Here is a 25,872-nt window from a genome sequence, read left to right on the forward strand (position 1 = left end):
ACCACAACGCACGCTCGGAAATGCTCCGCAAAGCCGTCACCGGGACCCGCCAACCGCTACAGTGATCACCGCTACCGGGTGAGCACTTTCACTGAGCGAGGTTGAGCATTTTCGCTGAGCGCCGTCAATAGTCGGACCACCGCGTTCAAGAGCCACGGTGTGATTGATTCAGTCGATCTCGCAGCCCTCGACCGGTTGGTGGTTGTGGGTGCATTGGGCAGCGTGCTCAGCAGGCGTGAGGTAGCCCAGTGATGAGTGCCGGTGTCGATGATTGTGGTCGTCTTTGAAGTCCTCGATCACCACCCTCGCTTCGAGCAGACTCGTCCAGTGATTGCGGTTCAGGCACTCCTTCCGTAGCCGGTTGTTGAACGATTCGATGTGTCCGTTGTTCCACGGCGTCCCCGGCGGAATGTAGGAAATACCGACACGATCTCGGCAGAACTGTTGCAGCACATGGGAAATGAATTTTGGACCGTTGTCCTTTCGCAGCACCAACGGCGGCCCACCCCACAGTGCAAACGTCTTGTCGAGCTCGTCGGTCAGCCGCTGTGCGGTGATCGAACGCTCCACAATGTTCAACAGGGACTGCCGGGTGTGTTCGTCGATCATCGACGCGATCTTGATCGCCTTCCCGTCGACGGTCGAATCGAACTGAAAGTCCATAGCCCACACCACTTTCGGTGCATCGGCTTCGATCTGCGGGCACGAGCTGATGCCGGTGCGTTTGCGTGGATGGTAGATCCGAACCTGCAGACCCTCCTCCTTCCAGAGCCGGTGCACCTTCTTCTTGTTCACCGACATACCCTCGTCGTGTCTCAGATGCGCCCAGGCGCGACGGAAGCCGTGCAGCGGATGTGAGCCTGCGTATGTCCGCAACGCGGCCCTCAGGGCCGCGTCGGGGTCCGCGGGTGTGTCGGCTATCGGTGTTCGTGCGTAGGTGGAGCGGGCAAGCCCAACAGCTTTGCACGCCAGTCGTTTCGACAGACTCATGGTGTTCACGAGCATGTCGACGGCGCGGCGCTTGGCGGCTGGGCTCAGAATTTTCCCTTCGCTACCTCCCGCAGCGCATCCTTCTCCAGCTCGGCCTCGGCGAGCAGGCGTTTGAGCTTGCCGTTCTGCTCGCGCAGCTCTCTGAGTTCCTTCGCGGCATCGGTGTCCATCCCGCCGTACTGACGCCGCCAGTTGTACAACGTCGCCGCCGACACCTCGAGCTCCGCCGCGATCTCCTCCTGCGTCTTGCCCGCCGCAGTGAGTTCGTCGGCACGGCGCAGTTTGCGCACGATGTCCTCGGCAGAGTTGCGTTTCCGTCCAGCCATGTTCTCCATCGTCCTATCCGCCCAGCTCATGGGTAACAAGACTCTAAAACGATATGGCCCCGTTCAATGGGGACACGCCAACTCCGCTCTGCATCAAGGTCAGATCACTCAGGCGAAGGAGCAGTTCGAGGAGTACTTGAAGGTAGCGTCTGTCTGGCATCCCGCATGGCGTCTGAGGCACGGAATCGCAAGCTTCTTACTTTCAAGTGGGATGGAGAACGGAGTTCGCGACGCAAAGAAAGCCGAACGTGTTCTGCGTGATCGCTCCGCCATCGAGAGCTTTTCCGGCTCAGTCAAGCGGTGTCTCGCTGCTGCGAAGTGCGATGTGCTACACGGCGGGCCTTGGGGCGAGATCGGCCAACATGAGGTAGACGCTGGTCGTCCAGACAAAGCCGCTGCGCCCCTGTTGATTGCAGCATTTGCAGACCAACGCTCCGCCTCCTGGGTCCTCGCTCTTGCAGCCGCCCTAGCGGCCAATCTGGAGGAGATGTCAGATGCAATTGCCACGCTAGCCCTCTTCGATTTTGGTGAGGAGTTTCACCGTGAGCTTCGCGCGCACTTTGCCGGCAGTGCTGATCGGCTGTCGGTGGCTGCCTTCGTCGAAGATATTGATGAAAAGACTGGCCGGCAGAGACGACGGTAGGGCAGAATCTGTGGACAGCAAGTCGCCACACGAAGTCACTGAAATTGCAAGGGGCCCAGCACCTGAAGAATGTCACCACTCAGCGGCCCCGGTTTCACTTGTGGCGACTCAAGGACGGAGTCTTCGCTGAGGTCCTGGTGGAACCACCGCGGGCGCAGAGAGAAGTCCGGACGGGACGAGGAAAGCTTTAAGTCTCGACCCTGTGGGAGGGTCTCAGGACGTGAGCTTGGCTTGGTAGCGATCGAGCAGCGACGGAACGCCGGCGGTCGGGGGTGCCCACGAGTTCGGAACCGGACAATCGACGGCGACACGGCGGGCCGCAGCCACGAAGTCGCGGGTCAGAGGCGAGTCGACGTCCGAACGCCACCCGATGGACAACGGTGTGGGGGGTATACCCGTAACCGGAACGAATGCCAAACCTGGCCTCGCATAGAACCTTTGAGTCGACGCTTGTGAGAACGCCACGCCCTTGCTGGAGAGGATGGCTTCGAAACACTCGTCGACAGTGGAGACTTCGGCACCGAGACGAACGGTCTCACCGTCTCTCGAGCTGACGGCGAGCCAGAAGTCCCTCCATGATTCCGGGCTGCGCCTCGCGACGAACGGTTGCCCCGCCACTTCTTCGACACTGGTCGAATCTTGCTGCGCCAGAGGCGAAGTGGATGCTACGACAAGCACTCTCGGCTCCACGAACAGTGTCTCGAGCGCAAGCCAGTCCTGCACGACGACCGGCGGCCTGACGAACGCGACATCGACCGACCCGTCGCCGAGCCCGACGTAGGGGTCGGTGAAGTCGAACGACTGCATCTCGACCGCGACGTCGGGGTGGAGAGCACGGAAAGCCGACAAGATGTCCGGCGTCAGTTCCGCGGCAGCGTTCGCCTGGAATCCGACGATCAGGTTGTTGCGCCCACTACGGCCCACCTGACGTGTCAACGACGCGACACGCTCGGCATCGGCGAGAAGCTGCCTGCTCCCGTCGAGGAGCTTGTCCCCGGCAGGGGTCAACGAGACATGACGGGAATCGCGGATGAACAGTGCGGTTCCCAAGGAGTGTTCGAGTTTGCGAATCTGCACGCTGAGCGAGGGCTGTGCGATATGCAGCCGCGCTGCTGCCTTGCCGAAATGAAGCTCTTCCGCGACGGCCACGAAATACGACAACGGCCTGAGCTCCAACGGAAGATTCACGTCCCCGATGCTATTCCCGCAGCTAGACCAGCACCAGTAGTTGTTTCCTATCGATCGGGCGACCGATTGGTATTGGACGAACCCGCAGGTCCAGCGTGTGATGGGTCACATGACAACAGCAACCGACACCACCACCCAGACCCCGGAACAGTGGGCCGACGCGTTCACCCAAGCATCCGACGCAGACGCCGAGATCTCCGCGCACGGCACGTACTTCACTTGCTCGTACCTCCTCGACATGGACACCCACTCCTTCGTCATCGAGATGTCGAACGGCAAAGTCCACGCAATCGCCGTCGACCCAGGCCCGCTCGACCGGCCCTATCAGTTCGCCATCCGCGCCGGCGTCGAGACGTGGCAGGGCTTTGGAGTTCCCGTTCCGGCACCGATGTTTCACGGCATCTGGGCGGCGTCGTTCCAGCGCGACATGAGGCTCGAGGGAGATGTCCTCGTCCTGATGCAGAACCTGCGCTGCGTTACCCGCCAGATCGAACTGCTGCGCGCCGTCGGCGTTCCGGTCTAGTCCCCGACTCACACACGACTCACCGAAGGAACAGAACATGAGCAAGATTTCACCTGTGACCGGCCATTACGTCGATGTCGACGTCGACGGTCTTCTGTACAAGGTCTTCTACCTAGAGAACGGCACCGGCCAACCGTTGGTATGCCAGCACACCGCCGGGTGCCACAACCACCAGTGGCGTGGACTGCTCGAAGACGAGGACATCACGCAGAATTACCGCGTGATCGCGTACGACCTGCCCCGCCACGGCAAGTCCGATCCGCCGGAGAACACAGAGTGGTGGAAAGAGGAGTACAAGCTCTCGGCCGACCATTACGCCAACTTCATCGTGGCCCTGGTCGATGCACTCGAACTGGAGAATCCGATCTTCATGGGTTCGTCGTTCGGTGGCAACATCGCCTTGCAGCTGGCGCTTCGCCATCCGGAACGCTTCGCCGGAGTCATCCCGGTCGAGGGAGCCGACTACTCACCGGGCTTCTACCTCGACTGGTGGCAGCACCCCCACGCGAACGCTGCGCAGGTGTGCGCAAGTGGCACATGGGATCTCATGGCACCACAGTCGCCGGAAGCCGACCGGTGGAAGACCTGGTTCTACTACACGCAGGGATCCGAGGCGTTCAAGGGCGACTTGCACTTCTACTCCGTGGACCACGACCTGCGCGACAAGCTCGACCAGATCGACGGCGACCGTTGCCCGGTCGTCATGCTGACCGGCGACTACGACTACCTCACCACCCCTGAGGACAGTGCCCGCACAGCTGCGCAGATCAAGAATGCGAAGTTCATCGAGATGAAGGACATCGGGCACTTCCCGATGAGCGAGAACCACCCGGTGTTCCGGACGTACCTCATCGAGGCGCTCGAGGTTCTGCAGAAATCCGCGTCCACCTCGGTCTCCGTCTGATCTGACCCTGCACGCCCTCGATGCTCGCCGGCCTCCGACACGGGGCCGGCGAGCATTCTTTTCGGCCCTCGAAAGGGAGATCCCGATGTCCGTCACACACTTTCCGTTCTGGGTTGCCGGCGAAGCGACTATCAGCGGTGTCGCTACCGAGATCCGCAATCCGTTCGACGGTCGCATCGTGGGGACGGTGTTCGAAGCGGCGTCGGAACACGTCGACGCCGCGATCGAGGCGTCCGCCGCGGTGGCGGACGAGTTCGCGGGAACGCCGGCCCACGTTCGGTCGGATGCGCTCGTACATGTCTCGACGCGTCTGCACGAGCGTCGGGAGGAAATCGCTCGGCTCATCTCTGCCGAATCCGGCAAACCGATCAAGTGGGCGCGAGTCGAAGTCGCTCGCGCGGTGTCGACATTTCGGTGGGCGGCCGAGGAAGCACGACGATGGAGCGGGCATCTTCAGCGACTCGACACCGACGCTGGATCGGACGGCCGCTTGGCGCTGATTCAGCGCGTCCCACGCGGTCCCATCCTCGGAATTGCACCGTTCAACTTTCCGCTCAATCTGGTGGCCCACAAGGTGGCACCGGCCCTGGCGGTCGGCGCGCCGATCATCGTCAAACCTGCGCCGGCCACCCCGCTGACAAGTTTGGTGCTCGGCGGAATGCTCGCCGAGACATCGCTTCCGGCGGGTGCGTGGTCAGTGCTGACCGTCTCCAACGACAAGGCATCGGACATGGTCGTGGACCCTCGGCTACCGGTTGTCTCGTTCACCGGATCGGTCCCGGTGGGTTGGTCGATCCGAGAACTCGTTCCGCGCAAGCACGTCACGCTCGAACTCGGAGGTAACGCCGCGGTGGTGGTCTGCGCAGACTGGGCCGACGAGGAAAAACAGGAGTACGCAGCCGAGAGGATCGCACGATTCTCGATGTACCAAGCGGGTCAGTCGTGCATCGCGGTGCAGCGGGTCTTCGTCCACGACAGTCTCTACGACGCCATGCGCCGCCGCATTCTGGCTCACGTCGCGTCGCTGTCGACCGGTTCACCCGACGACGACGAGACCGACGTCGGCCCCCTGATCGACGACCGCGCAGCCGTACGCGTGGAGGAGTGGATCGAGGAAGCCGTCGAGGGGGGAGCCACCGTTCTGGCCGGCGGCGGACGCACGGGCGCAGTCGTCGAACCGACGGTCATCGAGGATGCACCGCCAGGGGCCAAGGTTGTGGACCACGAGGTCTTCGGGCCCGTTGTCGTACTCTGCAAAGTCGCCTCGGATGCGGAGGCATTCGAACAGGTCAATGAATCCCGATTCGGATTGCAGGCGGGCATCTTCACGTCGAACCTGCAGACGGCGTTCACGGCGTCACGCGTCCTGGACGTCGGCGGGGTCATCGTCGGTGACGTGCCGAGCTTCCGCGCCGATCAGATGCCGTACGGCGGAGTCAAAGATTCTGGGATGGGCAAAGAAGGGGTGCATTCGGCGATGGAGGACCTGACGCAGGAGAAGGTGCTCGTTCTGACCGGTATCGAGATTCCCTGAGATTCGGCACGACCCACCCAACTCCGAATGCCTGTTCCGACGGCAAATTCACAGTGCGCCGGCTTTCCCGGCTCTTCCCAGATGACGGTGTAGGTCGGCCGGGCGCGTCGGTCCGCAGATAGACGTCGAGGTCTCCCGACGATGGAGGTTCCTACGCCATCCATCCGAAAGACCTCGACGTGTCCGACGCTACCCCGCCGGCCGGCTTCGGCCGCCCTGACCTGACCGCCTTCGCGGCTCATCCCAATCGACCCTGATCGGGTCTGCTGACCCCCTCGACGAGAACGCAGCGACATCACAGCCACCCAACCCCGACCGCCCGGGAAGCCGGGGCACGTCACATGGCCTGTGCTGCGGGCGTGTCGAGTGGGTCGTCCAGGGGCGACGCAGGAGAGTCGACGCGACGTGCTGAGAGGTGGTTCCAACCGAGCGCTAGGACACCGGCTACAGGCATGGCGATAGGTCAGGAACGGCGTCGCTCCCTGCGCAGGAGGGAGCGCAGAGTCTCGGCGTTCGCATAGCCGACCCGTAGCGCGATCTCGGCGGAGGTGAGGTCCGTGGTTGCTGAGAGGTGCCGCGCTCGTTCGATGCGAAGCCGTTGGACGAAGCCGAGCGGAGTGAGGTTGAGCGCCGCACGGACTCGTCGTTCGAGGGTGCGCCGGCTGGTGCCGAGCGACTGCGCGACGAAGGCGACGTTGAACGGTTCGTCCAGGCGGGCGCGCACGAAGCGTTCGAACTCGACGACGATCGGGTCCTCGTGCCGGAGATGTTCGTAGGCGACGAAGGCCGCCTGCGACGGACGCTCGTCGATGATGAGGAGCTTGGCGACATGTTGGGCCAGGTCGGGGCTGATCGATCGCACGAGTGAGAGCGCGAGGTCGATGTGGGCGAACGCGGCGCCGGCGGTGACGAGGTTCCCGTCGACCACGACCATGGTGTCGAGATCGAGGGCGACGGTCGGATAGCGCTTCAGGAACTCCGGCCCCAGGAACCAGCTGGTCGTCGCCCGCCGATGATGCATCCGTCCAGTCTCGGCGACGGCGAACACGCCGGTGCACGCCGCGGCGATCCGGGTGGTCGCGTCGTCGAGGCGCCCGAGTGAGGCGATGACCGAACGTGCATCTCGGCTCTGGAGGGCGTCGTTGGTAGCGGCGGCCGTGAGGGTTCCAAGCGCAGGGACGACGACCACGTCGAACTCTCCGGACTCCGACAGCGGGTGGTCTACCGACAGGGTCATCGATGCCGTCGTGGTCACTCGCCGTTTCGGTCCGAGGATGGCGAGTTCGATCGGGTCGATCCGCGGGTCGACATCGCCGCGGGCTCCGTCGGCCACCCGCACGATGTCGATGACCGACGCGACAGCCGAACCGAAGCAGCCGTCGATCGCGATCAGTCCGATACGCATGGCGCGAACAATAGCAATACTGTCGTATACGCCACTCCCCACCGGCCCTCGCTCGTCATAAGCTGAACTCGCCCCACGAAGAACCCCGACTTCAAGGAGAACCCCTCATGTCCACACCCGCATCACTTCCGTATGCCTTCGTCGCCAAGATCGTCGCGGCCGATGGACAGCACGACGCGCTCGCCGATCTGCTCGCCGGCGCTGTCGCACTCGCCAACGAAGAAGTAGGAACGATTGTCTGGTTCGCGGCTAGGACCCACGCCGACACCTTCTGGATCTTCGATGCATTCCCCGACGAGGCCGCTCGCGACGCCCACGCCAACGGCGCCATCGTCGCAGCCCTGATGGCCAACCAGCACCTCCTCGGCGCAGCACCCGAGATCCTGGCGGCCGACGTCCTCGCGTCCAAGCTCCCGTAGTCCGCCAACGCACGAGACGATCGCGCCCCGCCGAGCCGTCGGACCCGACCGCCTCGACACCCGCACCACGTTGACGATCCCCGACGGGCCGATCACGAGGAGGCCAGGCAACACCAGGCGCAAGCCTGGAGCGGCACTGTTTCACCGGTGGTCATCGAGAGAGCCAGCGCGGCTCCATGGCAGCGCAACTGTGTCAACTTGCCCTCCGTCCCGCGAGGCGCCGTGGGCGGGGTCGTGGTTGCGATCCGTTGCCGTGACGGGAGACGCGTTGCGCGTCGCAGCGATGACGGGTCGTTGGCGTTCCGGGGCGTTGCGTTCGTGCGCGCCGCGCGTGCGGCATGGAGCATCTCGCTGCGCACACAACGATCGTTGCGCCGACGCACCGTTGACACCTCGCACGTCCAGGTCGCGACACAACGCCACGCTGCGTTGCCGAGCGGAGCGAGGCCTTTCGGCACACGGACAGGATGCCGGCCGCGAGCGCTCAGCCGGCGAGGGGTCCGTCGCAGAGGAGAGCGACGTCGGTGTCGGGCAGAGCCGTGAGGCCAGCGCATCGCGCGACCACCAGAACCGAACCGACGACCTAATCACGTCGGCTCTGCGTCTATCGCTTGATGCGCCCACTGGGTGAACGAGCCGCTGACCTGCACAAACGCCGAGCGTGGGGGACGCTGCCATCCGGTGGTGACCGACGACGACCGACCAGTACCGACCGTTTTACCGGAGTTTCACCGGAGCTCGCGGCGGCGTCGAAGCCGAGCAAGCTCCATTCTTTAGCTCACCGCTTTCCCGTCGGGGCCGCGAGTCAACCGTTCGCCCTCACGCCAGGCAAGACCGAAACCAACCACAACGGGACTGCGCGAACGACCGGGTGTTTGTCGGTCCAAAGAATACTGATGTTCGTTCGAGCCAGTGGGCCGAGGTGTCGGATGTGTTGTACAACGTCGGTTTACAACTACCGTATTTGGGTGGAGTTGGGTCTCGGTGTCACGAGCGTGTCACATGTTGGTACCTACGAGAGTGGATTCGGATGGTCCCGCTTGGACGGTCGATGCAGGTCAGCAGCTCCATGGTGGTTCCATGCGGACGTATCTGGTTGTCTCGCAACATACTTGTAAGCGAGCGGTCAACGGTTCAATCCCGTTAGGAGGCTCCACCGCTCCGATTCCGTCCCTGGGATCGGAGTTCTTGTGTCTGTGCGGGCCGGTGTGGAGGGTTCGCGGGCGCATACGCCCCTCGTGGGAATTCACGGTGCCTGCAGGCGGTGCGGATTCCGACGAGGGGCGTGGATGGCCGGCTACGCCTGCCGGTTCGGTCAGGGCGTACGCGTGGTTGCCAGTCGTCGCTGAGCAATGGCGACCACCGCCACGACCGCCACTCCGACGGCGAACAACCCCAAGGCAGCGGGCCATTCGTTGCCGACGGCCAGCAGTTCTCTGTTCTCGCCCTGCCACGGCCACAGTGCACGCAACGACCCCAACAGCAGGCCGGCAGCGGCGACCATCGCCAGATCGTGGTAGTTCGCCAGCAACCACTCGAGCACTCGAACGAAGCTGACCAACCCCGCCAGAGCGCCCAGGGCGAACACGGCCAGGTACGTCAGGTTCCGCTCGTCGACGGCTGTCAGCGTCGGCGCATACAGGCCGATGACCAGCAGAAAGAACGACCCCGATACGCCTGGCAGCACGAGCGCACAGATTGCGATCATCGCGGCGAAGAACACCAGAATCAGCGACGGATTCGACGCCTCGGCCCCGGGTAACGATGTGAGAACGACGACCCCGACCGCAAGAACGACGAACAGAGCCACGGCAGACAGTCGGGACCGGGTGGTGGGGAAAGCGCCACGAGTGATCTCCATGAACGGGATCGCCACCGACATCGCGATCATGCCCATGAACAGTGCCTTGGAGTAGACGGGCTGATCCGTGACGAAATTCGCCATGATCCCCGCCACCGAGAACACCATCAGCAGCATGCCGACGCCGACCGTGACGAGCAGCCACCAATCGACCTGACGGACTTCGGCGCGCACGTCGGACCGCGTCACCACGGCCTTGGGGATGTCCGTCAGATGCTTCGCCGACGCGATGGCCCTGGTGTAGATGCCGGTGACCAGGGCAACCGTGCCGCCGGAGACCCCGGGAACCGTTTCCGCTAGGCCGATCAGACCGCCGCGTACGACGTTGGCTGCCAATTCCGTCGCCGGCGGCCGTCCCCTGGCAACGTCATCGAGTCCGGGTCGCTGATCCAGCCCGTGTCTACTCTGCTCGTTGTACCCATCGGCGGAGGGCGTCTGCCCGTTCGTCGTCATGCCCGAATCGTCCCAAACGCTCCTGTGCCGCCAGACACCGGCTCGGCAAGCTCGAACACGACCCCCATACGGCGGAGACCGTCCACCGTGCCCCTGCCCTCACCATCGCTGCGGATCAGCTCCTCACATTCGTAAATACGACGCCGATCGGAGTCAGGTATCCGAAACGGAGGAGCTGATTCGAGGCGGTGGACCGGATCGGGGCACCGTAGTATCAGCGAGTATCGACGCGATCACGTCCATGCCAGGCGAGAGCGGTTGTCCCAGTAGCTCTCTGGGTTTTCTGCCATGTCCGGATCGCTGGCTGCGATCAGCTCGCGGTCGATCGAAAGCGCGGCTACATTCTGCTTCAGTTGCCCCGCGGTGGCAGCGCCGGAGAGCACGACATCGGCCCATGGTTGCGCGAGTGCAATTGCCAGTGCGAGGGCATCACGGCCCACCCCGGCTGCGTCCGCGACCCGCGCAAGCTCCGAATCCTCCGCCACGAGTCGGCCATTGGCCATTGCTTCTTTGACGACGACGAACCAACCGGCCTCGTGGGCTCGCGCCAGGGACGGGCCGACGGACGGTTCGAGAGGGTTCCAGGTCGACTGCACGGAGCTGAACAGTCCGAGCTCGAGCGCTGCGTCCACCACGTCGGCTTGGTGCGGCCCGCTGGTGCTGACACCTATTCGGGTGCCACCCTCGGCTATGACCCGTAGTTCGTCGAGCAGTGCCGTGTCGGTGAGGGCAGGGCTGTCCGGGGTGACGCTGTGGATCAGGTAGTGATCTGGCGCGTCGCCGAGGTCGTGCAGGGTCTGCGGCCACTGTTCGGCCAAACGTGCCACCGAGTGTTCTTTGACCTCGTGAACTTCGGCTTTGCGCCGAAAATCGGCGACGTAGGCGTATCCCCATTTTGAGCCGACCGTGAGGTTCTCGCGCCGATTCGGGTGTCGAGACAGCCAGCTGCCGAGGAACCGCTCGGCCAACCCGTAGGAGCGCGCAACGTCGAAGTGTCGAACTCCGCTGTCCCACGCGGTGTCCAGCACTGCGTGGCACAGCTGCTCCAAGGCTGCCGGATCGAATCGCCCGTCCACAGCATCCGAGTGCCCGATCGTCAGGTACTCGGGTCGCCCGAGTGCGGCAAGGCCGAGGCCGAGTTGTGTCATGTCGTCATTACCTTCGTTGCGTCAGGGTCGGAATGCGCGCACGCTCCTCGAGTATGCCTGTCGTCGAGTGCTGGTTCGGAAGCTCACTGTTGTAGGGCATCATGAGTTGATGAGCGATCTCGAGTACCTTGCCACTTTGCTTGCCGGACTGGATGCTGAGATCGCGCGACTCTCAGCTGCCGAATCGGGCTCGGACGAGCATTCGTCTGCCGTCGATGACGCGGCCGCTGCCGTCCTGCGGCTGCGCTCGAAGGTCAAGGCCGGTTACTCGGGCAAGAAGGCCTACTACATCGCGGTGTCGACCGATCCGAACGGAATCAGGGTCGAAGGGATTGCAGCGTTGCAGGGCAAGCGGGCCCACGAATTGGTGCGAGACGGTGGTTGGATGCATGCGGATTCCAGCACGGTGCTCGATCTTCTCGACGACGATCAGATCAGTCGGTACCGGGCCATCGCGGGACGCGGCGTGGCGCAGACGTTTCGGGACTCCCGTGAATATCTCTCAGCGGCAACAGGTCTGGCCGAACAGTAGCTCACAACTGGAGTCGTGGATCGGATTCACCGACCAGTGCACGCCGCATCCACCCATAGACTCTCTCGTCGTTGAGCAGGGTGAAGTGGTGCGCGCTGTTGATTGCCAGACCGTCGTCCGGGCGAAGTCCTATGTTGCGCAGTGTGTTCCGTCCGCCGGCGCTATCAGTTCGTACCAACCCGTCGCCCACGAAGATCCCGACCGGGTGTCGCGGGTTTCCGGTGACGATCGCGGAGGCGTGATGATGCCGCACCCCCTCCGGAACCGAGATATCCGCGGCAACTCCGACGTCGAATCCGTCGGCGTAGCTGGCGTGTCCCTCGTCTTCGGTGATCGATCCGTGGATCAGATCGCGGACTCCGGCGCTTCGACGCGCCAATAGGTGTGCGAACGGCCGGGTCTCGGGTGTGAGTGCCAGCGCTGCTGTGGCGACGTGAACGCCGTGCGCGAGTGGCGCACCCAGATGTGGTGTCCCCAGGGTGAATACGTCCGTCAACAGGTCCACCCATCGATGGCCGCTCTCGGCGGCGTGATGAGCGGCGCTGCGTGAGACCAGTCCTCCCATGGAGTGCCCGACCAGGGTGATGCGGTGAACCCGGACGGGCCACGCCGGCACGAGTTGTTCCAGCAGTTCCGACAGGTCGGCGCCGTTCGTGGCGATACGACGTCCGGTGTTGTAGCGCAGGAAGATCGAGGTGGTGTCGGCTTCGGAATCCAGCCGCTCCCCGTAGGTGGGCCGCCCGCCGAGCCGCCATGCCGATTCGGTCTCCACGAGCCCGTGCAGGAACACCACGAGGTGTGCTCCCGCGTCGGGAAAAGCAGTGGCCAGAGCGCGGTACTTCGGAATTACCGGGCGTCCGTCGACGCGGATCGACATCGGGTAGGCGAGGACCCGGGAGGTTCGCTCCATGTCGTCGCCGATGAGGCCGTGCAAGATCGCGATGGTCTGTGCGCCGAGGGTGGTGTGCGACGGCGACGGGCGGGGGTCGTCCTCGGACGCGTCGTCGCCGCCCGTGATGGCACCGACTGCCTTGGCTGCGCCGGTGCAGGCGGCCTCGATGCTCGCGTAGGTGCCTGCGGAAATGGCGTCGTGCATCAGCTGTGTCGGTCGTGCGGCGGGACCGACGCCGAGACGTACGGCAGCGAACGTCCGACGTGCAATTGCCGAGTGGACGGCGCGAACACCACCTGCGGCCGACGCCAGCTCGCGAAGGGTGAGCTCGCCGAGTTCACCCAGTTCCTGCGTGCGCTGAGATTTCTTCCCCACCGAATCCAGTGTACGTGTGTCCACTGAAACGGTCGAGCTGCGAATCAGCGGCGGCCGACCACCGGGTTCAGCTCGGAAGCCGCAAGGCCCCCAGGCTCGACGCCGGGGAGGAATTCGCGCCACGTGCCGCTGATCAGCGTCGGCGACTCCACGACTCGAGCCCCGTCGGCGAAGTAGGTGTTGGCCAGGGCTCGACGCGGCTGCGTCGTCAGGTTCGGCCCCGCCGTGTGGAAGCACAGCGCGGAGTGGAAGGACACGTCGCCCACGGCGAACGGCGTCGACTCGACTGCGACGTCGCGCTCGACGAAGCGCTTCGTGACGGCCTCGTCGTACGACGTGCCGACCTTGTCGAACTCCAAATCCGCAACCTCGTCCAGCACCTTGCGGCCGCGAGCGAACGACAGCGGACCCATTCGTCCGGGGATCGCCGACATCGGCATCCACGCAGTGACCGCCTGGGTGGTCTGTAGCGGGAAATGTTCGGCGTCGTGGTGCCAGGGAGTGCGTCCGCAACCGGGCTCCTTGGACAGCGCGTTGTCGTGATAGAGCCGAACGGCCGGTTCGTCGAGCAACGCCGCGGCCACGCCGCCAATTCGCGGTGACAGCGCCACGGCGCGCATTAAGTCGTCATGGAGCCACATCTGTTCCAGCGCGGTGAATCTGCCGGCCACGTTCTCGCCGTGCTCGGCTCGCAGCAGCTCCTCGAGGCGCTCGGCGAGCCGACGCACAACGGCCGGGGAGAACACGGCGGGCAGCCGCACGAAGGCGTGACGAGCGAATGCGTCGACGGCAGCAGGGTCGAGGTCGTACGGCTCGGCAAGCTCACGCTCGACCTGCGCGTCCGTCGCCGCCTCGACGTCGGGTAGGCCGGGACCGTCGACCAGCTCGGTCGGCATCGTGTCATTGGCGGCCAGCGTGACGTACCAATCCCACCAGTCCTGATCGTCACCTGCCCAATCCTGATCGATACCGCCGTCGCGATTCTGTTCGGGGAGCCGTTCGTTCGTCAGAGCCACAGCAGCGCCGCCTCATGAGAGAAGGTGTAGGAACCGGATGCGTCCCGGCAGGAGGCAAGGTAGTCGCCCAGCACCGGTGCCGCTTCCATCTCTTCCAGCGACACCGAGTCGTCGAAGGCGCAGCGTTGCAGAAAGCCCTCTGCGACAACGCGATCGGAAGTGCCGGTCGTGTACGTGACGCGTTGGTCGCGCACGTCTGCACCGGCTCGGATCAGCGCGTCACGCACCTGTTCGGCCGTCGTGTACGGCGTGGCCTCGCGTACGCCGGCGCGAAAAGCGTCGTAGAACGCGATGTAATGCGAGGCCGCCGTGGCCTGCGCGATCAGTCCGAGACCGCCGGGAGCCAGTGCGGACACGAACCTTTCGGCTGCGGCGTCCAGCTCGGCAGGCGGCAAGGCGTACAGCGCGTGCGTGGCCCAGACGACGTCGTAGCCGGTGTGATCGTCGGGTAGGTCCTGCAGAGTCATCACCAAGTCGTGGCGGGCCACAAACGGTGCCCCGAGCGCCCCGCGTGCCTCTGCCACCGAGAACTCGGACGGGTCGAGCAGGTCGTAGGCCAGCTCCGGTACGGCGGACAGGTCCGTGTAGCGACGCAGCGCGGTGGGAAACTTGCCGCTGCCGCAGGCCACGTCGAGCAATGACCAGTTCTCGTGCGCCCGTCCGGCGAGCAGTGCGGGCCAGTCGGCGGCCAGGGCCAGCTGGTGGTAGTCCTCGGTGGCCAGGGCGTAGAACGCCTCCATACCCGTGCGGCCGGCCTCGCTCCAATGCTCGAGACTGCGTTCGGCTGTGTCTCCGTTGCTCACGGCACTCCTCTCGGGAAGCCAACCGCAACGCACTCGTGGGCGCGTCGTGGTTCACTCGGTGTGGTGTCCAACATAGCTCCGACTTCGTCGACCGACACTGCGGCAGTGCTCCTCGACGGCGTACGCGCGGTGCGGCGTGGCGCTGCGGCCCTCGCCGGCCTCGAGCCCGATGCCTACGCCCGAGGGCACGCCGCTTTCGAGTGTCTCTCCGACCAGCGCCGCCTGATCGCCGAACACCTCGCGGGCCGGCTGACCGGAATGGGGGATGGCCCGATCTCGGTGCTGTCGGTGGGCTGCGGTGACGGTTCGCTGGACGCGCGGCTGGCGGCGGGGCTGGTGCAGGGGGTACCCGGCCGACCGGTTCGGTACGTCGGCGTCGACCCCTGGGTGGGAAGTGCGGAGCGCTTCGCCGCCACCATGTCCGCGCTGGGAGCGGACGAGCTCAGCTCCGACGCGTATGTCGCCCCGTTCGACGACTCCTCGCTGGACGAAACCTTCGATGTCGTGATGTTCGTGCACTCGATGTATTACGTCCCGGACCTGGGCACGACGCTGCGTGTCGCGCTCGGCCTGTTGCGACCAGGCGGCCAGCTGTGGGTGGCCATAGCGCCGACGGCCGCACTCAACGCGTTGGTGGTCGCCCTCGCCCCGCCGCTGGAGGGCCACCGGCAGTGGTTCAGCGCCGATGTCGAGAAGGCCTTCGTCGACGCCGGGATTTTCCTCGACGACGTGATTGCACTCGACGCGCAGATCGACCTCGCCTCCGCGAGTGACGAGGTGTTGGACTTTGCGGTGCAGGCCAGGCTGACCCCGGATTTGCGCGGGCCGGTGCGGGCCTACCTGGATGCGGTCTCGGTGCCGGGCACCGACGGCAGACCTCGGGTGCCGCATCCGGTCGACGTGTTCGTCGCGACCCGTCGCTGATCTGTCCCTCGAAGGATCGACGCCGCCGAGTTGTGGCCCGCCGCGGATCCGGTGAACGGTGCCGGCGTGCGCTCACCCGCTCGGAAAAGCCCCGGCCCGTCCGAGTAGTGCGGGCACCTCTTTGCCCAGTGCATTCCCGAGCCACGAGGCGGCCTCGACCAGAACCTGTTGACGCACACCGGTGTCGACCCCGGATCGATCGAGTGCGTAGATCAGGTCCTCGGACGCTATGTTGCCCGTCGCTGCGGGGGCGAACGGGCATCCCCCGAAGCCGCCGATGCTGGCGTCCAACGCCTGCGCGCCCGTATCCAGTGCCGTCAATGCGTTGGCGTACCCCGTGTTTCGAGTGTTGTGGAAATGCCAGCGCTGCGGGATTCCCGGTGCTCGTGTACGTGCGGTGTCGGCCAACACGCGCACCTGTGCCGGCACACCGACGCCGATAGTGTCCGCCAGAGCGATCTCCGACGGTCGGTCGTCGGCCAACTGCGCAAGGATCTCGCCCACGAACCGAGGATCCACTTCGCCACTGAACGGGCAACCGAACGCTGCCGCGATGGTGACGGTGGTGGCCAGGCCTGCGGACCCTGCATCTCGAATGACATCGCGTGCAGTCGACACTGCCTCTGCGACAGAGCAATTCTGATTTCGCCGGCTGAACTCCTCGGATGCGACGACCACGACGTTGACCTCGTCGACGCGTGCTTCTATCGCTCTGTCGAGACCGCGGCGATTGAGCACGAGGCCGATGTAGGACACGTCGTCGCGTCGCTCGATCCCGGCCATCACGTCCTCGGCACCTGCCATCTGTGGCACCCGTTTCGGGTTGACGAAGCTGACCGCTTCGATTCGCTTGGCTCCCGCTGCAACGCTGCGGGCGATCAACTCGATCTTCTGATCCACCGACAGCGCAGTCTTCTCGTTCTGCAATCCATCACGCGGGCCCACTTCGACAAGGTGCACGGAAGTCATGGACCGATCTTCCACCTGAACGGTATTGCATGCAATACCTCGATTTTGCCGGTTTCAATTTTCTGGAAGCGCTGACAACTCAGCGCCACAGCCCTAAGTTGTGAACAATCACCCATCATCGAATGGAGGCCTGCATGGTCAGGGCCGTGGATCGCGTGTATTCCCACATCCGCGACGGCATCATCGCGGGAACCTATGCGCCCGGCGCACGGCTGGGTGAGGTCGATATCGCCGAACTGGCCGAGACCAGTCGGACACCCGTCCGGGAGGCTCTGAGGCAACTCGAGATGGAAGGGCTCGTGGAGGTCGTTCCCCACCGGGGCGCACGTGTCTACACCTGGACGGCAGACGATCTCGAGGAGATCTACGACCTGCGCATGACGCTGGAAGCGATGGCCGCGGCTCGGGCGGCGCGCCGCATCGGCGACAAGGACATCGACAGGTTGAGCGAATTGTGCGACCTGATGGAGTCGGCCGCGGCCAACGGGCAGCAACTCGACCTGATGGCGCAGCTGAACGACGAGTTCCACGCCATCGTGCGTACTGCCGCCGCCAGTACTCGCTTGCTGACGATGCTCGGCGCAGTCATCCAGTTCCCCCTCGTGATGCGTACCTTCCACCGCTATGCACCGGCCGACGTCGCTCGTAGTCACGCGCACCATCGCGATCTGGTGGCAGCACTGACCAGCGGTGACGAAATCTGGGCCGATTCGGTGATGCGTGCTCACGTCCGTGCCGCGAAACACGTTCTGCTCCAATCCCTCACACCCGACGAAGTCAAGGAGTCCGAATGAGCGAAGCCACCCCGGGGCCGTTGTCAGACCTGCGAGTAGTCGAGATGGGTCAATTGTTGGCCGGGCCGTTCTGCGGACAGCTTCTCGCCGATTTCGGAGCCGAGGTGATCAAGCTGGAGCCGCCGGGCAAGGGAGACCCGATGCGGCAATGGGGCCGGGAAAAACCCCACGGCAAGTCGCTGTGGTGGCCGGTGGTGGCGCGAAACAAGAAGTCGGTGACGTGCAATCTTCGCACCGAAGAAGGACAAGCGCTGGCGCGCAACATCATCGGCAAGTCCGATATCGTCGTCGAGAATTTCCGCCCCGGCACCCTCGAGCGATGGGGGCTCGGGTACGAGGATCTGCGCACGCTGGACCCACGCCTGATCATGGCCAGGGTCACCGGATACGGCCAGGACGGGCCCTACTCTCCCCGAGCCGGGTTCGGTTCGATCGGTGAGGCAATGGGCGGAATCCGTTACGTGACCGGCAATCCCGATCTGCCACCGTCTCGGGCCGGAATCTCGCTCGGTGACTCCCTGGCTGCGGTGTTCGCGACGATCGGCGTCCTCACTGCCGTTCACCATCGGGAGCGAACGGGGCGTGGGCAACTGGTGGATTCGGCGATCTACGAGGCCGTGCTCGCGATGATGGAATCACTGCTCCCCGAATACGAGATCGGTGGTTACCAGCGCGAGCGCACCGGGTCGGTGCTGCCGAACATTGCGCCGAGCAACGTCTATCCCACGAAGGGCGGGGAGATGATTCTGGTTGCCGCGAACCAGGATTCGGTATATGCCCGCCTGGTCACCGCTATGGGCCGGGCCGATCTCGTATCCGATCCTCGTTATGTCGACCACGCGTCACGTGGGGTCAACATGGAAGAACTCGACGCCATCATCGGAGCGTGGACCGCAGAGCTCGGAACCGACGAGGTCCTCGACATTCTTCACGCTGCAGGCGTCCCCGCCGGCCGCATCTACACCGCTCGCGACATGTTCGACGATCCGCATTTCGCGGCTCGTGAGGCCATCGTGCGGCTGGCCCACCCCGATTTCGGCGAGATCCCGATGGCGGGGGTCGTGCCCAAGCTCAGCGACAGTCCCGGTGCCGTCCGGCATGCAGGACCCGAACTCGGCGAACACAACTCGGACATCTACGGGTCGCTTCTCGGTCTCACCGAGGCCGAACGGGCTGCGCTCGTCGACCGCGGCATCATCTGAGCTCGGCCGCATCGCCCTCACTCATCGCACCGCACACCACGGGAGATCATCATGCGCTATCGACTCGGCGTCGACGTCGGCGGAACATTCACCGATGTCCTACTTCTCGAAGAAACGACCGGCACCACCTTCAGAGCCAAGACTCCGTCGACACCCGCCGATCAGTCCGTCGGGGTGCTGAACGGCATCGACAAAGTATGTTCGGAGGCCGGGATCGAACCGTCGGAGATCGATCAGGTCCTGCACGGAACCACGGTCGCGACCAACGCCATCCTTCAGGGCCGCGGTGCGCGCGTCGGACTCGTGACCACGGACGGGTTCCGGCAGGTCCTACAGATCGCCAGATCGTACGTTCCGGGCGGTCTGGCGGGGTGGATCATCTGGCCAAAGCCCGAACCGCTTGCAGCGCTGGAGAACACCGTCGAGGTCGTGGGTCGACTGTCGGCGGACGGCAGCGAGGTGACGGCGCTCGACGAGAACCAGGCGCGGACTCAATTGCGTCGACTGGCCGGTGCCGGCATCGAAGCTCTCACGATCTCACTCATCAACTCGTATGCGAACGACACCCACGAGAAGCAGATTGCCGAGTGGGCTGCCGACGAGCTACCGGGCATTCCTATCTCCATCTCCAGCCAGGTACTGCCCGAGATGCGCGAATACGAGCGAACTCTGACCACGGTCGCCAACAGCTACGTGCAACCGGAGGTATCGCGATACGTCCGTAACCTGGACAACTCGTTGCAGGACAGGGGGATCAAGGCTCCACTGTCCATCCTCCGGAGTGACGGGGGACTGGTGCAGTCGGCAAAGGCATCGGAGGCACCGGTGTCGTTGCTGTTGTCCGGCCCGGCCGGTGGTGTCACCGGTGCCGTCTGGTTTGCCGAACAAGCCGGATTCTCCGACTTCCTCACCTTCGACATGGGCGGGACGTCGACCGACGTCGCCCTCGTACTCGGTGGTCAACCACGTATCGGCCGTGAGACCAAGGTCGGCGACCTTGCCGTCCGCGCCACGAGCGTGGACGTGCGCACGGTCGGAGCCGGTGGCGGCTCCATCGCGCACGTGCCCGAGTTGACGCGCGCACTGCGGGTCGGGCCGCAATCGGCCGGTGCCGACCCCGGACCGGCCGCGTACGGGAAGGGCGGAACCGACCCGACGGTGACCGACGCGAACGTCGTACTCGGTTATCTCCCTGCCTCGTTGGCGGGTGGGGAGGTCGATCTCGACGCCGAGGCGAGCCGTACCGCCGTGGCGACGATCGCCGACGCCATCGGCCTGGGAAGTCCAGAGGAAGCCGCATCAGGGATCGTCGACATCGTCAACGAGAACATGTTCGGCGCCCTGCGGTTGGTCAGCGTGCAACAGGGCTACGACCCTCGCGATTTCGCGCTCGTCTCGTTCGGCGGTGCCGGGCCCCTGCATGCCAACGCTCTGGGTCGACTCACCGGTTCGTGGCCGGTGATCGTGCCACCGTCGCCCGGGGTTCTCTGCGCGTACGGCGACGCCACGACGTGTCTTCGGGACGAGGCCGCGCGCACCATGGTTCGCGCCTTCTCCGACATCGACGACGGCGAGTTGCGTAGCGCCCTTGCCGAATTGGCCGAGTCGGCGTCGGAAAGGCTCTCTGCCGAGGGGGTGCAGGCAGACCAGCAGACCGCCAAATATCAAGTGGACCTGCGCTATCAGGGCCAGGGCTTCGAGATTCCCGTCGATATCGACGCGGCCGCCCTCGATTCGGGTGAGCTGTTGTCCACCCTCGGCTCTGCTTTCGATGCCGAACACCAGCGACTGTTCTCGTTCCTGCTGAAGAACGAACGGGAGGTCATCAATCTTCGGGTCACGGTCAGTGGTCCACGTCCCGAGGTGGCGTTCCAGCCGTTGGCGGAGGGCACCGACGATCCGTCCGCGGCGCTGATCACCACGAACGACGTGTGGATGGACGGGCAGCACACGAAGGCCGGCATCTACGACCGCTCGAAACTGTTGGCCGGCAACGTCGTCACGGGCCCCGCGGTGATCACCGAGATGGACTCCACCACGCTGGTGCTGTCCGGTCACGCAGCGACGGTCCACCGGAGTGCTTGCCTTCTCATCGCGCCTGTCGACACCGACGATACCCACCGCACCACGCGACTCCAGGAGAACTGATGGCCACCATCATCGAGACCTCGAAGACTCCGTTCACCACCGTTCCGGTCGACCCGATCACGCTCGACATCATCGAGAACGCCCTGCGAAACGCACGGGCGGAGATGGATGAGGTGCTGTTCAGAACGGCGTTGTCACCGGGTATTCGTGAACAGCACGACGAATTTCCGCTCATCGCGGATCCGAGCGGCAAGATGGTGGTCGGGCAGTTCGGTCTGTCCGTCCCCGATTTCCTCGACAACTTCTCTGGCACCGTCGGCGAGGGCGACATCCTGCTCACCTCCGATCCGTACGCCTGTGGTGCCGCGATCAGCCACGCCAACGACTGGCTCATCGTCCTCCCGATCTTCCACAGTGGACGCGTCGTCGGCTGGTCGTCGATGTTCGGGCACATGGCCGACGTCGGGGGTAAGACGCCGTCGTCCATGCCGACCGACGCGCACACCATCTTCGAGGAGGGCGTCATCATTCCGCCCTTCAAGCTCTACAGCGCAGGCGAATTGAACGAGACCGCCCTGGACATCATTCTCAACCAGGTGCGCAAACCGGACTGGAATCGGGCAGACCTCAACGGACTCGTCGCGGCGTGCACCACCGCATCGCGTCGCATCGTGGAGCTCTGCGACCGGTTCGGTGTGGACGTGTACCTGTCGGCGCTCGACGCGTTGCTCGACCGGAACTATCAGGCCATGAAGGTGCTGCTCGCGATGCTGTTCGTCGACGGCGAGACCATCGAGTTCAGCGACTTCATCTGCGATGACGGATGTGGCTACGGCCCTTACGAACTGACGATCGAGCTGACTCGACACGGCGAGAAGATCCACCTCGACTTCAGCAAGGCCGCGCCCCAGGCCGTCGGGCCGATCAACTACTTCATCAACGAGAACCTCGTGCGCATGTTCTTCGGTATCTACGTCATCACCGTGGCCGATCCGCAAATTCTCTGGAACGACGGCTTCTATCCGTTGATCGACGTGACCATTCCCGAGGACTCGTTCTGGAAGCCGCGCTATCCGGCCGCACTCAACGGCCGCAATCACGGAATCGGCCGCGTCTTCGACCTTTTCGGTGGGCTGCTGGGCAAGAACAATCCCGAAATTCTCAACGCCGCGGGTTTCTCGTCCTCGCCGCACTTCATGTACTCCGGTCACTACGACGGGGGTGCGCGAGACGGGGAATGGTTCCAGCTGTACTCCATCGGATTCGGCGGCATCCCCGGTCGTCCGATGGGAGACGGACCCGACGGGCACTCGCTGTGGCCGTCGTTCGTCAACATCCCCTGCGAGTACCTCGAGTCCTACTACCCGCTGCGCATCGAGCGGTGGGAGACCGTCACCGATACAGGTGGTGCCGGACTGCACCGCGGCGGCAACGGCGTCGACGTGGCCTACTACTTCGAGGAACCGGGCACCATTGCCATCCACGACGACCGGTGGCTCACATATCCGTGGGGAGTCAACGGCGGCAAACCCGGTGCGAGAGGGAAGAAGTGGATCGTTCGGGCATCGGGTGAGGTCGAGGTACTGGCCAGCAAGATCCACGAGGTGCCGGTGGGACGAGGCGATGTACTGCACTTCGTCACGTGGGGCGGCGGCGGTTGGGGTGACCCGCTGACCCGAGATCCCGAACTGGTCGGTCTCGAAGTTCGGCGGGGTCTGGTCAGTACCGAGGGTGCTCGGATCGGGTACGGGATCGTCTGCGATGACGGCGGTGTCGTCGATTCGTCCGCCTCCGCGACTGTTCGCAGCGAGATGTCGGCCGCGCGCGGGGAGATCGAGGTGTTCGACAAGGGACCGTCGATCGACGTGATTCTCGAGCGGTGCGAGGCCGAAACCGGCCTTCCCGCGCCCCGTCCGCCGGTGAACGTCAGAAAGGCCGTGCGAGCGTGAGTGACACCCTCGGGTCGTACCGGGAATCGGGATTCGCGGGTGAGCTGGGCCCGGGCCGTAGCCCCGCGGTTCTGGTGGTCGACATCGTCGCGGCCTACCTGGTGGACGGCTCGCCCCTGCGTGCTCCGGTGGATGCGGCGGTAGCAGCTGCGGCACAACTGGTTTCGACCGCCAGGTCCGCCGGTGTTCCGGTCGTGTTCACCCGGGTCAGCTATCAGCCCGGTGGACGTGACGGCGGCCTGTTCATGTCCAAGATCCCGGCGTTGAAGATCTTCGAGGAAGGCTCGGAGCTCGGCGATTTTCCGGCGGAACCCCGTCCGCTCGCGGGCGAAACCGTGGTGACCAAGCAGTACGCGAGTGCATTCTTCGGCACCTCACTTGCTGCCACACTCACAGCGAGCGGTATCGACACGCTGTACATCTGTGGGCTGACCACCAGCGGCTGCATCCGTGCGAGTGCCACCGACGCACTGCAGCACGGCTTCCGGCCACTCGTGGTCGCCGATGCGTGCGGCGACCGCGAACCCGGAATGCACGAGTCGAACTTGCTGGATCTGCAGGCCAAATATGCGGACGTCCTCGACCTGGAGCGGGCCCTCGATGATTTCGGCGCATCGTCTGGTCGACGGGCGAGTCAGCGATGAAAGTCGATCAGCTCGTCGGACTCGTCGACCGCCGTCGATCCGCTCGTTGGCAGGAAAGGCCAGTCGGTCAGTAGACGAAGTGCATCGCCTTAGCTGATAGTTGTCCCATGGACACGCTGAACCCCGATGTACCCGACGACGTCTTCGCGGACGTGCTGAAGCAGATCTCGCAATTCGTTCGGTCACGGGTGGTTCCGCGTGAACTCGAGATCATGAACACCGATTCGATCCCCGAGGATCTGCGGACGCAGGCTGCGGAGATGGGGCTGTTCGGCTACGCGCTTCCGCAGGAGTGGGGCGGTCTGGGCCTGAACCTGATCCAGGACGTCGAGTTCGCGATGGAGCTCGGCTACACCTCGCTGGCGTTGCGATCGATGTTCGGCACCAACAACGGGATCGCCGGGCAGGTGCTGGTCGGATTCGGAACCGAGGAGCAGAAGGCGACGTGGCTGCCAGGCATGGCAGCCGGCGATATCGTCGCCTCCTTCGCGCTGACCGAGGACGGGGCCGGATCCAATCCGGCGGGCTTGAAGACCACTGCGAAGGTCGAGGGCACCGGGTGGATCATCAACGGCAGCAAGCGATACATCACCAATGCGCCGATCGCGAACATGTTCGTCGTCTTCGCCAAGCTGGATCCGAAACCGGAGAGCGGCAACGGTATCGCGGTGTTCCTGGTTCCCGCTGACACGGCGGGAATCGAGGTCGGTGCCAAGGACGCGAAGATGGGGCAGCAGGGCTCCGGCACAGCCGATGTGAACTTCACCGACGTGCGTGTCGAGGCCGACGCGTTGGTGGGCGGTACCGGCGATATCGGGTACAAGGCGGCGATGACGTCACTGGCACGCGGGCGAGTACACATCGCCGCGCTTGCCGTCGGCCAGGCGCAGCGCGCATTGGACGAATCGGTGTCGTACGCAGCAGCGTCGACTCAAGGCGGCGAGCCGATCGGAAACTTCCAGCTGGTGCAGGCCATGATCGCCGATCAGCAGGTCGGTGTGATGGCGGGCCGGGCGATGGTTCGTGAGGCGGCTCGGGCATGGGTGCAGAACACCGATCGGCGCATCGCTCCGTCTGCCGTGAAGCTGTTCTGCACCGAGATGGTCGGAAAAGTCGCCGATCTGGCCGTCCAGATCCACGGCGGTGCGGGATACATGCGGGAGGTGCCGGTCGAACGCATCTACCGTGATGTGCGGCTGCTCCGGCTGTACGAGGGCACCAGCGAGATCCAGCGATTGATTGTGGGTGGCGGCCTCGTACGGGCCGAACAGAAGCGCACCTCGTGAACGCACCGGGTGAAGACTTCCAGGGCCGGTCCTTTCGACTCCGTCGCTCCGACCACGTCGGATTCTCCGTCGGTTCCCTCGATGACGCCCTCAGGTTCTGGATCGACGGTCTCGGAGCGTCCCTCGAACGCACGGGTGATGAGTGGAGAGTTTCTCGGAGAGGTCACCGGAGCACACGGGGCCGCAGTCCGGATGGCGGTGGTCTCCGTTGCGGATCAGACGGTCGAGCTGCTGGAATACCGCAACGTGCAGGGAGAACGAGGGTCGTCTCGACCCTACGATCCGGGTTTCGCCCATCTCGCTTTCGAGGTCGACAACATCGATGGGGTCATCACGCGTATCGCGGAGTTCGGATGGACGGCGCAGGGAACTCCACAACCGATTGCCGGCGGCACCAAGGTGGGCACCCGAGTCATGTACGCAGTGGGCCCGGACGGTGAGACCATCGAATTCATGGAGCCGCCGCAGGGATGAGGTACCAGGGATGGTTGGGCCGAACCCCGCCGAATGGGCAGTATTCCCCTGATCGTCGGTAGCACGCAGACGTTGGTGCCTAACGTGGACGGTGACGACGAAAGGACCAGCGCATGCCGCAATTCCCCGGTCTCTCCCACGTGGCCGTGACCGTATCCGATCTTGCCGCCAGCACCGAGTGGTACGCACGACTGTTCGACGCGCCGCCCGTTCTCGACGAGGACGAAGAATCCGGCAACTATCACCACACCGTGTTTGCGCTCGACGGCGGCATGCTCTTCGGATTGCACACCCACGGCGAGGCTCAGGTCTCAGGTGCCTTCGACGAGAAGAGACCGGGTGTGGACCACATCGCGTTCGGTTGCACACAGGACGATCTGGCGTCATGGGTGTCGACGCTCGACCGACTCGGCATCGTTCACAGCGGAATCAAGCACGCGCACTACGGGTCTGGAATCTCGTTCCGTGATCCCGACGACATCGCCCTCGAATTCTTCGCTGCGCCTGCCTGATCGCGCTGCCCTTCACAT

The 25,872-nt window shown here is 64.4% G+C and carries 24 protein-coding genes; 15 read left to right on the plus strand and 9 right to left on the minus strand.

Annotation, left to right across the window (positions count from 1 at the left end):
- Window positions 1-168: 168 nt before the first annotated feature.
- Window positions 169-1,316, minus strand: a protein-coding gene (locus MTX34_RS05460; RefSeq protein WP_374638904.1) for an IS3 family transposase whose coding sequence is annotated in 2 segments (ribosomal slippage) — window positions 169-1,049 and window positions 1,049-1,316 — 1,149 coding nt in all. Because the reading frame shifts where the segments join, the coding sequence is not laid out codon by codon here.
- Here MTX34_RS05460 and MTX34_RS05465 point away from each other — a divergent pair.
- A complete protein-coding gene (locus tag MTX34_RS05465; RefSeq protein ID WP_243597457.1) occupies window positions 1,315-1,959 on the plus strand; it encodes a hypothetical protein in 645 nt (214 codons plus the stop codon). The genes MTX34_RS05460 and MTX34_RS05465 overlap by 2 nt on opposite strands.
- Window positions 1,960-2,172: 213 nt before the next feature.
- Here the strand turns inward: MTX34_RS05465 and MTX34_RS05470 are convergent, their stop codons facing one another.
- Window positions 2,173-3,147 carry a LysR family transcriptional regulator gene (locus tag MTX34_RS05470; protein ID WP_243597456.1) on the minus strand — a complete coding sequence of 325 codons (975 nt, stop codon included), beginning with the start codon at window positions 3,145-3,147 and terminating at the stop codon, window positions 2,173-2,175.
- 109 nt (window positions 3,148-3,256) lie between these two features.
- On the opposite strand from MTX34_RS05470, the gene MTX34_RS05475 reads away from it, so the two are divergent.
- The 3 genes from MTX34_RS05475 to MTX34_RS05485 all read left to right on the plus strand — a co-directional run bounded on the left by MTX34_RS05475 (window position 3,257) and on the right by MTX34_RS05485 (window position 6,108).
- Window positions 3,257-3,670 (plus strand): hypothetical protein, encoded by a 414-nt coding sequence (locus tag MTX34_RS05475; protein ID WP_042940221.1) that lies wholly within the window; start codon window positions 3,257-3,259, stop codon window positions 3,668-3,670.
- Between the two features lie 37 nt (window positions 3,671-3,707).
- Window positions 3,708-4,574 (plus strand): alpha/beta fold hydrolase, encoded by an 867-nt coding sequence (locus MTX34_RS05480; RefSeq protein ID WP_008719926.1) that lies wholly within the window; start codon window positions 3,708-3,710, stop codon window positions 4,572-4,574.
- A gap of 85 nt (window positions 4,575-4,659) precedes the next feature.
- Complete coding sequence (locus tag MTX34_RS05485; RefSeq protein WP_243608729.1) at window positions 4,660-6,108, plus strand: aldehyde dehydrogenase family protein; 1,449 nt, start codon at window positions 4,660-4,662, stop codon at window positions 6,106-6,108.
- Window positions 6,109-6,571: 463 nt separating this feature from the next.
- Here MTX34_RS05485 and MTX34_RS05490 read toward each other — a convergent pair whose 3' ends face one another.
- Complete coding sequence (locus MTX34_RS05490) at window positions 6,572-7,513, minus strand: GlxA family transcriptional regulator (RefSeq protein ID WP_027504856.1); 942 nt, start codon at window positions 7,511-7,513, stop codon at window positions 6,572-6,574.
- A 107-nt stretch (window positions 7,514-7,620) separates the two neighbouring features.
- On the opposite strand from MTX34_RS05490, the gene MTX34_RS05495 reads away from it, so the two are divergent.
- Window positions 7,621-7,932 carry a putative quinol monooxygenase gene (locus MTX34_RS05495; RefSeq protein ID WP_006247389.1) on the plus strand — a complete coding sequence of 104 codons (312 nt, stop codon included), beginning with the start codon at window positions 7,621-7,623 and terminating at the stop codon, window positions 7,930-7,932.
- 1,315 nt (window positions 7,933-9,247) lie between these two features.
- Here the strand turns inward: MTX34_RS05495 and MTX34_RS05500 are convergent.
- Together MTX34_RS05500 and MTX34_RS05505 are read right to left on the minus strand one after the other, a co-directional pair.
- The gene (locus tag MTX34_RS05500) at window positions 9,248-10,246 is read right to left on the minus strand and encodes a DUF368 domain-containing protein (RefSeq protein ID WP_243597411.1); all 999 of its coding nucleotides are present in this window, start codon (window positions 10,244-10,246) and stop codon (window positions 9,248-9,250) included.
- Window positions 10,247-10,479: 233 nt separating this feature from the next.
- Window positions 10,480-11,394, minus strand: a complete 915-nt coding sequence (locus MTX34_RS05505) for an aldo/keto reductase (RefSeq protein WP_243608730.1) — start codon at window positions 11,392-11,394, stop codon at window positions 10,480-10,482.
- A 109-nt stretch (window positions 11,395-11,503) separates the two neighbouring features.
- On the opposite strand from MTX34_RS05505, the gene MTX34_RS05510 reads away from it, so the two are divergent.
- Window positions 11,504-11,926 carry a phosphate acetyltransferase gene (locus MTX34_RS05510; protein ID WP_243597409.1) on the plus strand — a complete coding sequence of 141 codons (423 nt, stop codon included), beginning with the start codon at window positions 11,504-11,506 and terminating at the stop codon, window positions 11,924-11,926.
- A gap of 1 nt (window position 11,927) precedes the next feature.
- Here the strand turns inward: MTX34_RS05510 and MTX34_RS05515 are convergent, their stop codons facing one another.
- Genes MTX34_RS05515 through MTX34_RS05525 form a run of 3 tightly spaced genes read right to left on the minus strand, consistent with a single transcriptional unit; the run spans window position 11,928 to window position 15,012 of the window.
- Window positions 11,928-13,193: a triacylglycerol lipase gene (locus tag MTX34_RS05515; protein WP_243597408.1), complete on the minus strand. Its 1,266-nt coding sequence runs from the start codon at window positions 13,191-13,193 to the stop codon at window positions 11,928-11,930.
- Window positions 13,194-13,237: 44 nt separating this feature from the next.
- Window positions 13,238-14,209: a phytanoyl-CoA dioxygenase family protein gene (locus tag MTX34_RS05520; protein WP_243597407.1), complete on the minus strand. Its 972-nt coding sequence runs from the start codon at window positions 14,207-14,209 to the stop codon at window positions 13,238-13,240.
- Window positions 14,200-15,012 carry a class I SAM-dependent methyltransferase gene (locus MTX34_RS05525; RefSeq protein WP_243597406.1) on the minus strand — a complete coding sequence of 271 codons (813 nt, stop codon included), beginning with the start codon at window positions 15,010-15,012 and terminating at the stop codon, window positions 14,200-14,202. The genes MTX34_RS05520 and MTX34_RS05525 overlap by 10 nt, the downstream gene beginning before the upstream one ends.
- Window positions 15,013-15,075: 63 nt before the next feature.
- On the opposite strand from MTX34_RS05525, the gene MTX34_RS05530 reads away from it, so the two are divergent.
- Window positions 15,076-15,936, plus strand: coding sequence for a methyltransferase (locus MTX34_RS05530; RefSeq protein WP_243597405.1), 861 nt, complete (start codon window positions 15,076-15,078; stop codon window positions 15,934-15,936).
- Between the two features lie 72 nt (window positions 15,937-16,008).
- Here MTX34_RS05530 and MTX34_RS05535 read toward each other — a convergent pair whose 3' ends face one another.
- The gene (locus tag MTX34_RS05535; protein ID WP_243597404.1) at window positions 16,009-16,905 is read right to left on the minus strand and encodes a hydroxymethylglutaryl-CoA lyase; all 897 of its coding nucleotides are present in this window, start codon (window positions 16,903-16,905) and stop codon (window positions 16,009-16,011) included.
- Window positions 16,906-17,039: 134 nt separating this feature from the next.
- Between MTX34_RS05535 and MTX34_RS05540 the strand changes: the two genes are divergently transcribed.
- From MTX34_RS05540 to MTX34_RS05575, 8 genes are all read left to right on the plus strand, one after another.
- Entirely contained in the window at window positions 17,040-17,699 is a 660-nt protein-coding gene (locus tag MTX34_RS05540; RefSeq protein ID WP_243608731.1) for a GntR family transcriptional regulator, read from the plus strand.
- Entirely contained in the window at window positions 17,696-18,901 is a 1,206-nt protein-coding gene (locus MTX34_RS05545; RefSeq protein WP_243608732.1) for a CaiB/BaiF CoA-transferase family protein, read from the plus strand. Before MTX34_RS05540 ends, MTX34_RS05545 begins: the two co-directional genes overlap by 4 nt.
- Before the next feature lie 51 nt (window positions 18,902-18,952).
- A complete protein-coding gene (locus MTX34_RS05550; protein ID WP_243608733.1) occupies window positions 18,953-21,049 on the plus strand; it encodes a hydantoinase/oxoprolinase family protein in 2,097 nt (698 codons plus the stop codon).
- Window positions 21,049-22,938: a hydantoinase B/oxoprolinase family protein gene (locus MTX34_RS05555; protein ID WP_243597400.1), complete on the plus strand. Its 1,890-nt coding sequence runs from the start codon at window positions 21,049-21,051 to the stop codon at window positions 22,936-22,938. The genes MTX34_RS05550 and MTX34_RS05555 overlap by 1 nt, the downstream gene beginning before the upstream one ends.
- Window positions 22,935-23,582 carry an isochorismatase family protein gene (locus tag MTX34_RS05560; RefSeq protein ID WP_243597399.1) on the plus strand — a complete coding sequence of 216 codons (648 nt, stop codon included), beginning with the start codon at window positions 22,935-22,937 and terminating at the stop codon, window positions 23,580-23,582. The genes MTX34_RS05555 and MTX34_RS05560 overlap by 4 nt, the downstream gene beginning before the upstream one ends.
- Before the next feature lie 107 nt (window positions 23,583-23,689).
- Complete coding sequence (locus MTX34_RS05565) at window positions 23,690-24,868, plus strand: acyl-CoA dehydrogenase family protein (protein WP_243608734.1); 1,179 nt, start codon at window positions 23,690-23,692, stop codon at window positions 24,866-24,868.
- Window positions 24,869-25,006: 138 nt separating this feature from the next.
- Window positions 25,007-25,342 (plus strand): VOC family protein, encoded by a 336-nt coding sequence (locus MTX34_RS05570; RefSeq protein WP_243608735.1) that lies wholly within the window; start codon window positions 25,007-25,009, stop codon window positions 25,340-25,342.
- A gap of 113 nt (window positions 25,343-25,455) precedes the next feature.
- Complete coding sequence (locus MTX34_RS05575; protein WP_243597396.1) at window positions 25,456-25,854, plus strand: VOC family protein; 399 nt, start codon at window positions 25,456-25,458, stop codon at window positions 25,852-25,854.
- Window positions 25,855-25,872: the final 18 nt, after the last annotated feature.

Source organism: Rhodococcus sp. ARC_M5 (assembly GCF_022810405.1).
Lineage (GTDB): Bacteria > Actinomycetota > Actinomycetes > Mycobacteriales > Mycobacteriaceae > Rhodococcoides > Rhodococcoides navarretei.

What these genes read in the sequence shown, in the direction of transcription:
- MTX34_RS05465 (WP_243597457.1), top strand. Translation starts at nt 1,315, where the DNA reads ATGTTCTCCATCGTCCTATCCGCCCAGCTCATGGGTAACAAGACTCTA.
- MTX34_RS05475 (WP_042940221.1), top strand. Translation starts at nt 3,257, where the DNA reads ATGACAACAGCAACCGACACCACCACCCAGACCCCGGAACAGTGGGCC.
- MTX34_RS05480 (WP_008719926.1), top strand. Translation starts at nt 3,708, where the DNA reads ATGAGCAAGATTTCACCTGTGACCGGCCATTACGTCGATGTCGACGTC.
- MTX34_RS05485 (WP_243608729.1), top strand. Translation starts at nt 4,660, where the DNA reads ATGTCCGTCACACACTTTCCGTTCTGGGTTGCCGGCGAAGCGACTATC.
- MTX34_RS05490 (WP_027504856.1), bottom strand. Translation starts at nt 7,513, where the DNA reads ATGCGTATCGGACTGATCGCGATCGACGGCTGCTTCGGTTCGGCTGTC.
- MTX34_RS05495 (WP_006247389.1), top strand. Translation starts at nt 7,621, where the DNA reads ATGTCCACACCCGCATCACTTCCGTATGCCTTCGTCGCCAAGATCGTC.
- MTX34_RS05500 (WP_243597411.1), bottom strand. Translation starts at nt 10,246, where the DNA reads ATGACGACGAACGGGCAGACGCCCTCCGCCGATGGGTACAACGAGCAG.
- MTX34_RS05505 (WP_243608730.1), bottom strand. Translation starts at nt 11,394, where the DNA reads ATGACACAACTCGGCCTCGGCCTTGCCGCACTCGGGCGACCCGAGTAC.
- MTX34_RS05510 (WP_243597409.1), top strand. Translation starts at nt 11,504, where the DNA reads ATGAGCGATCTCGAGTACCTTGCCACTTTGCTTGCCGGACTGGATGCT.
- MTX34_RS05535 (WP_243597404.1), bottom strand. Translation starts at nt 16,905, where the DNA reads ATGACTTCCGTGCACCTTGTCGAAGTGGGCCCGCGTGATGGATTGCAG.
- MTX34_RS05540 (WP_243608731.1), top strand. Translation starts at nt 17,040, where the DNA reads ATGGTCAGGGCCGTGGATCGCGTGTATTCCCACATCCGCGACGGCATC.
- MTX34_RS05545 (WP_243608732.1), top strand. Translation starts at nt 17,696, where the DNA reads ATGAGCGAAGCCACCCCGGGGCCGTTGTCAGACCTGCGAGTAGTCGAG.
- MTX34_RS05550 (WP_243608733.1), top strand. Translation starts at nt 18,953, where the DNA reads ATGCGCTATCGACTCGGCGTCGACGTCGGCGGAACATTCACCGATGTC.
- MTX34_RS05555 (WP_243597400.1), top strand. Translation starts at nt 21,049, where the DNA reads ATGGCCACCATCATCGAGACCTCGAAGACTCCGTTCACCACCGTTCCG.
- MTX34_RS05565 (WP_243608734.1), top strand. Translation starts at nt 23,690, where the DNA reads ATGGACACGCTGAACCCCGATGTACCCGACGACGTCTTCGCGGACGTG.
- MTX34_RS05570 (WP_243608735.1), top strand. Translation starts at nt 25,007, where the DNA reads ATGAGTGGAGAGTTTCTCGGAGAGGTCACCGGAGCACACGGGGCCGCA.
- MTX34_RS05575 (WP_243597396.1), top strand. Translation starts at nt 25,456, where the DNA reads ATGCCGCAATTCCCCGGTCTCTCCCACGTGGCCGTGACCGTATCCGAT.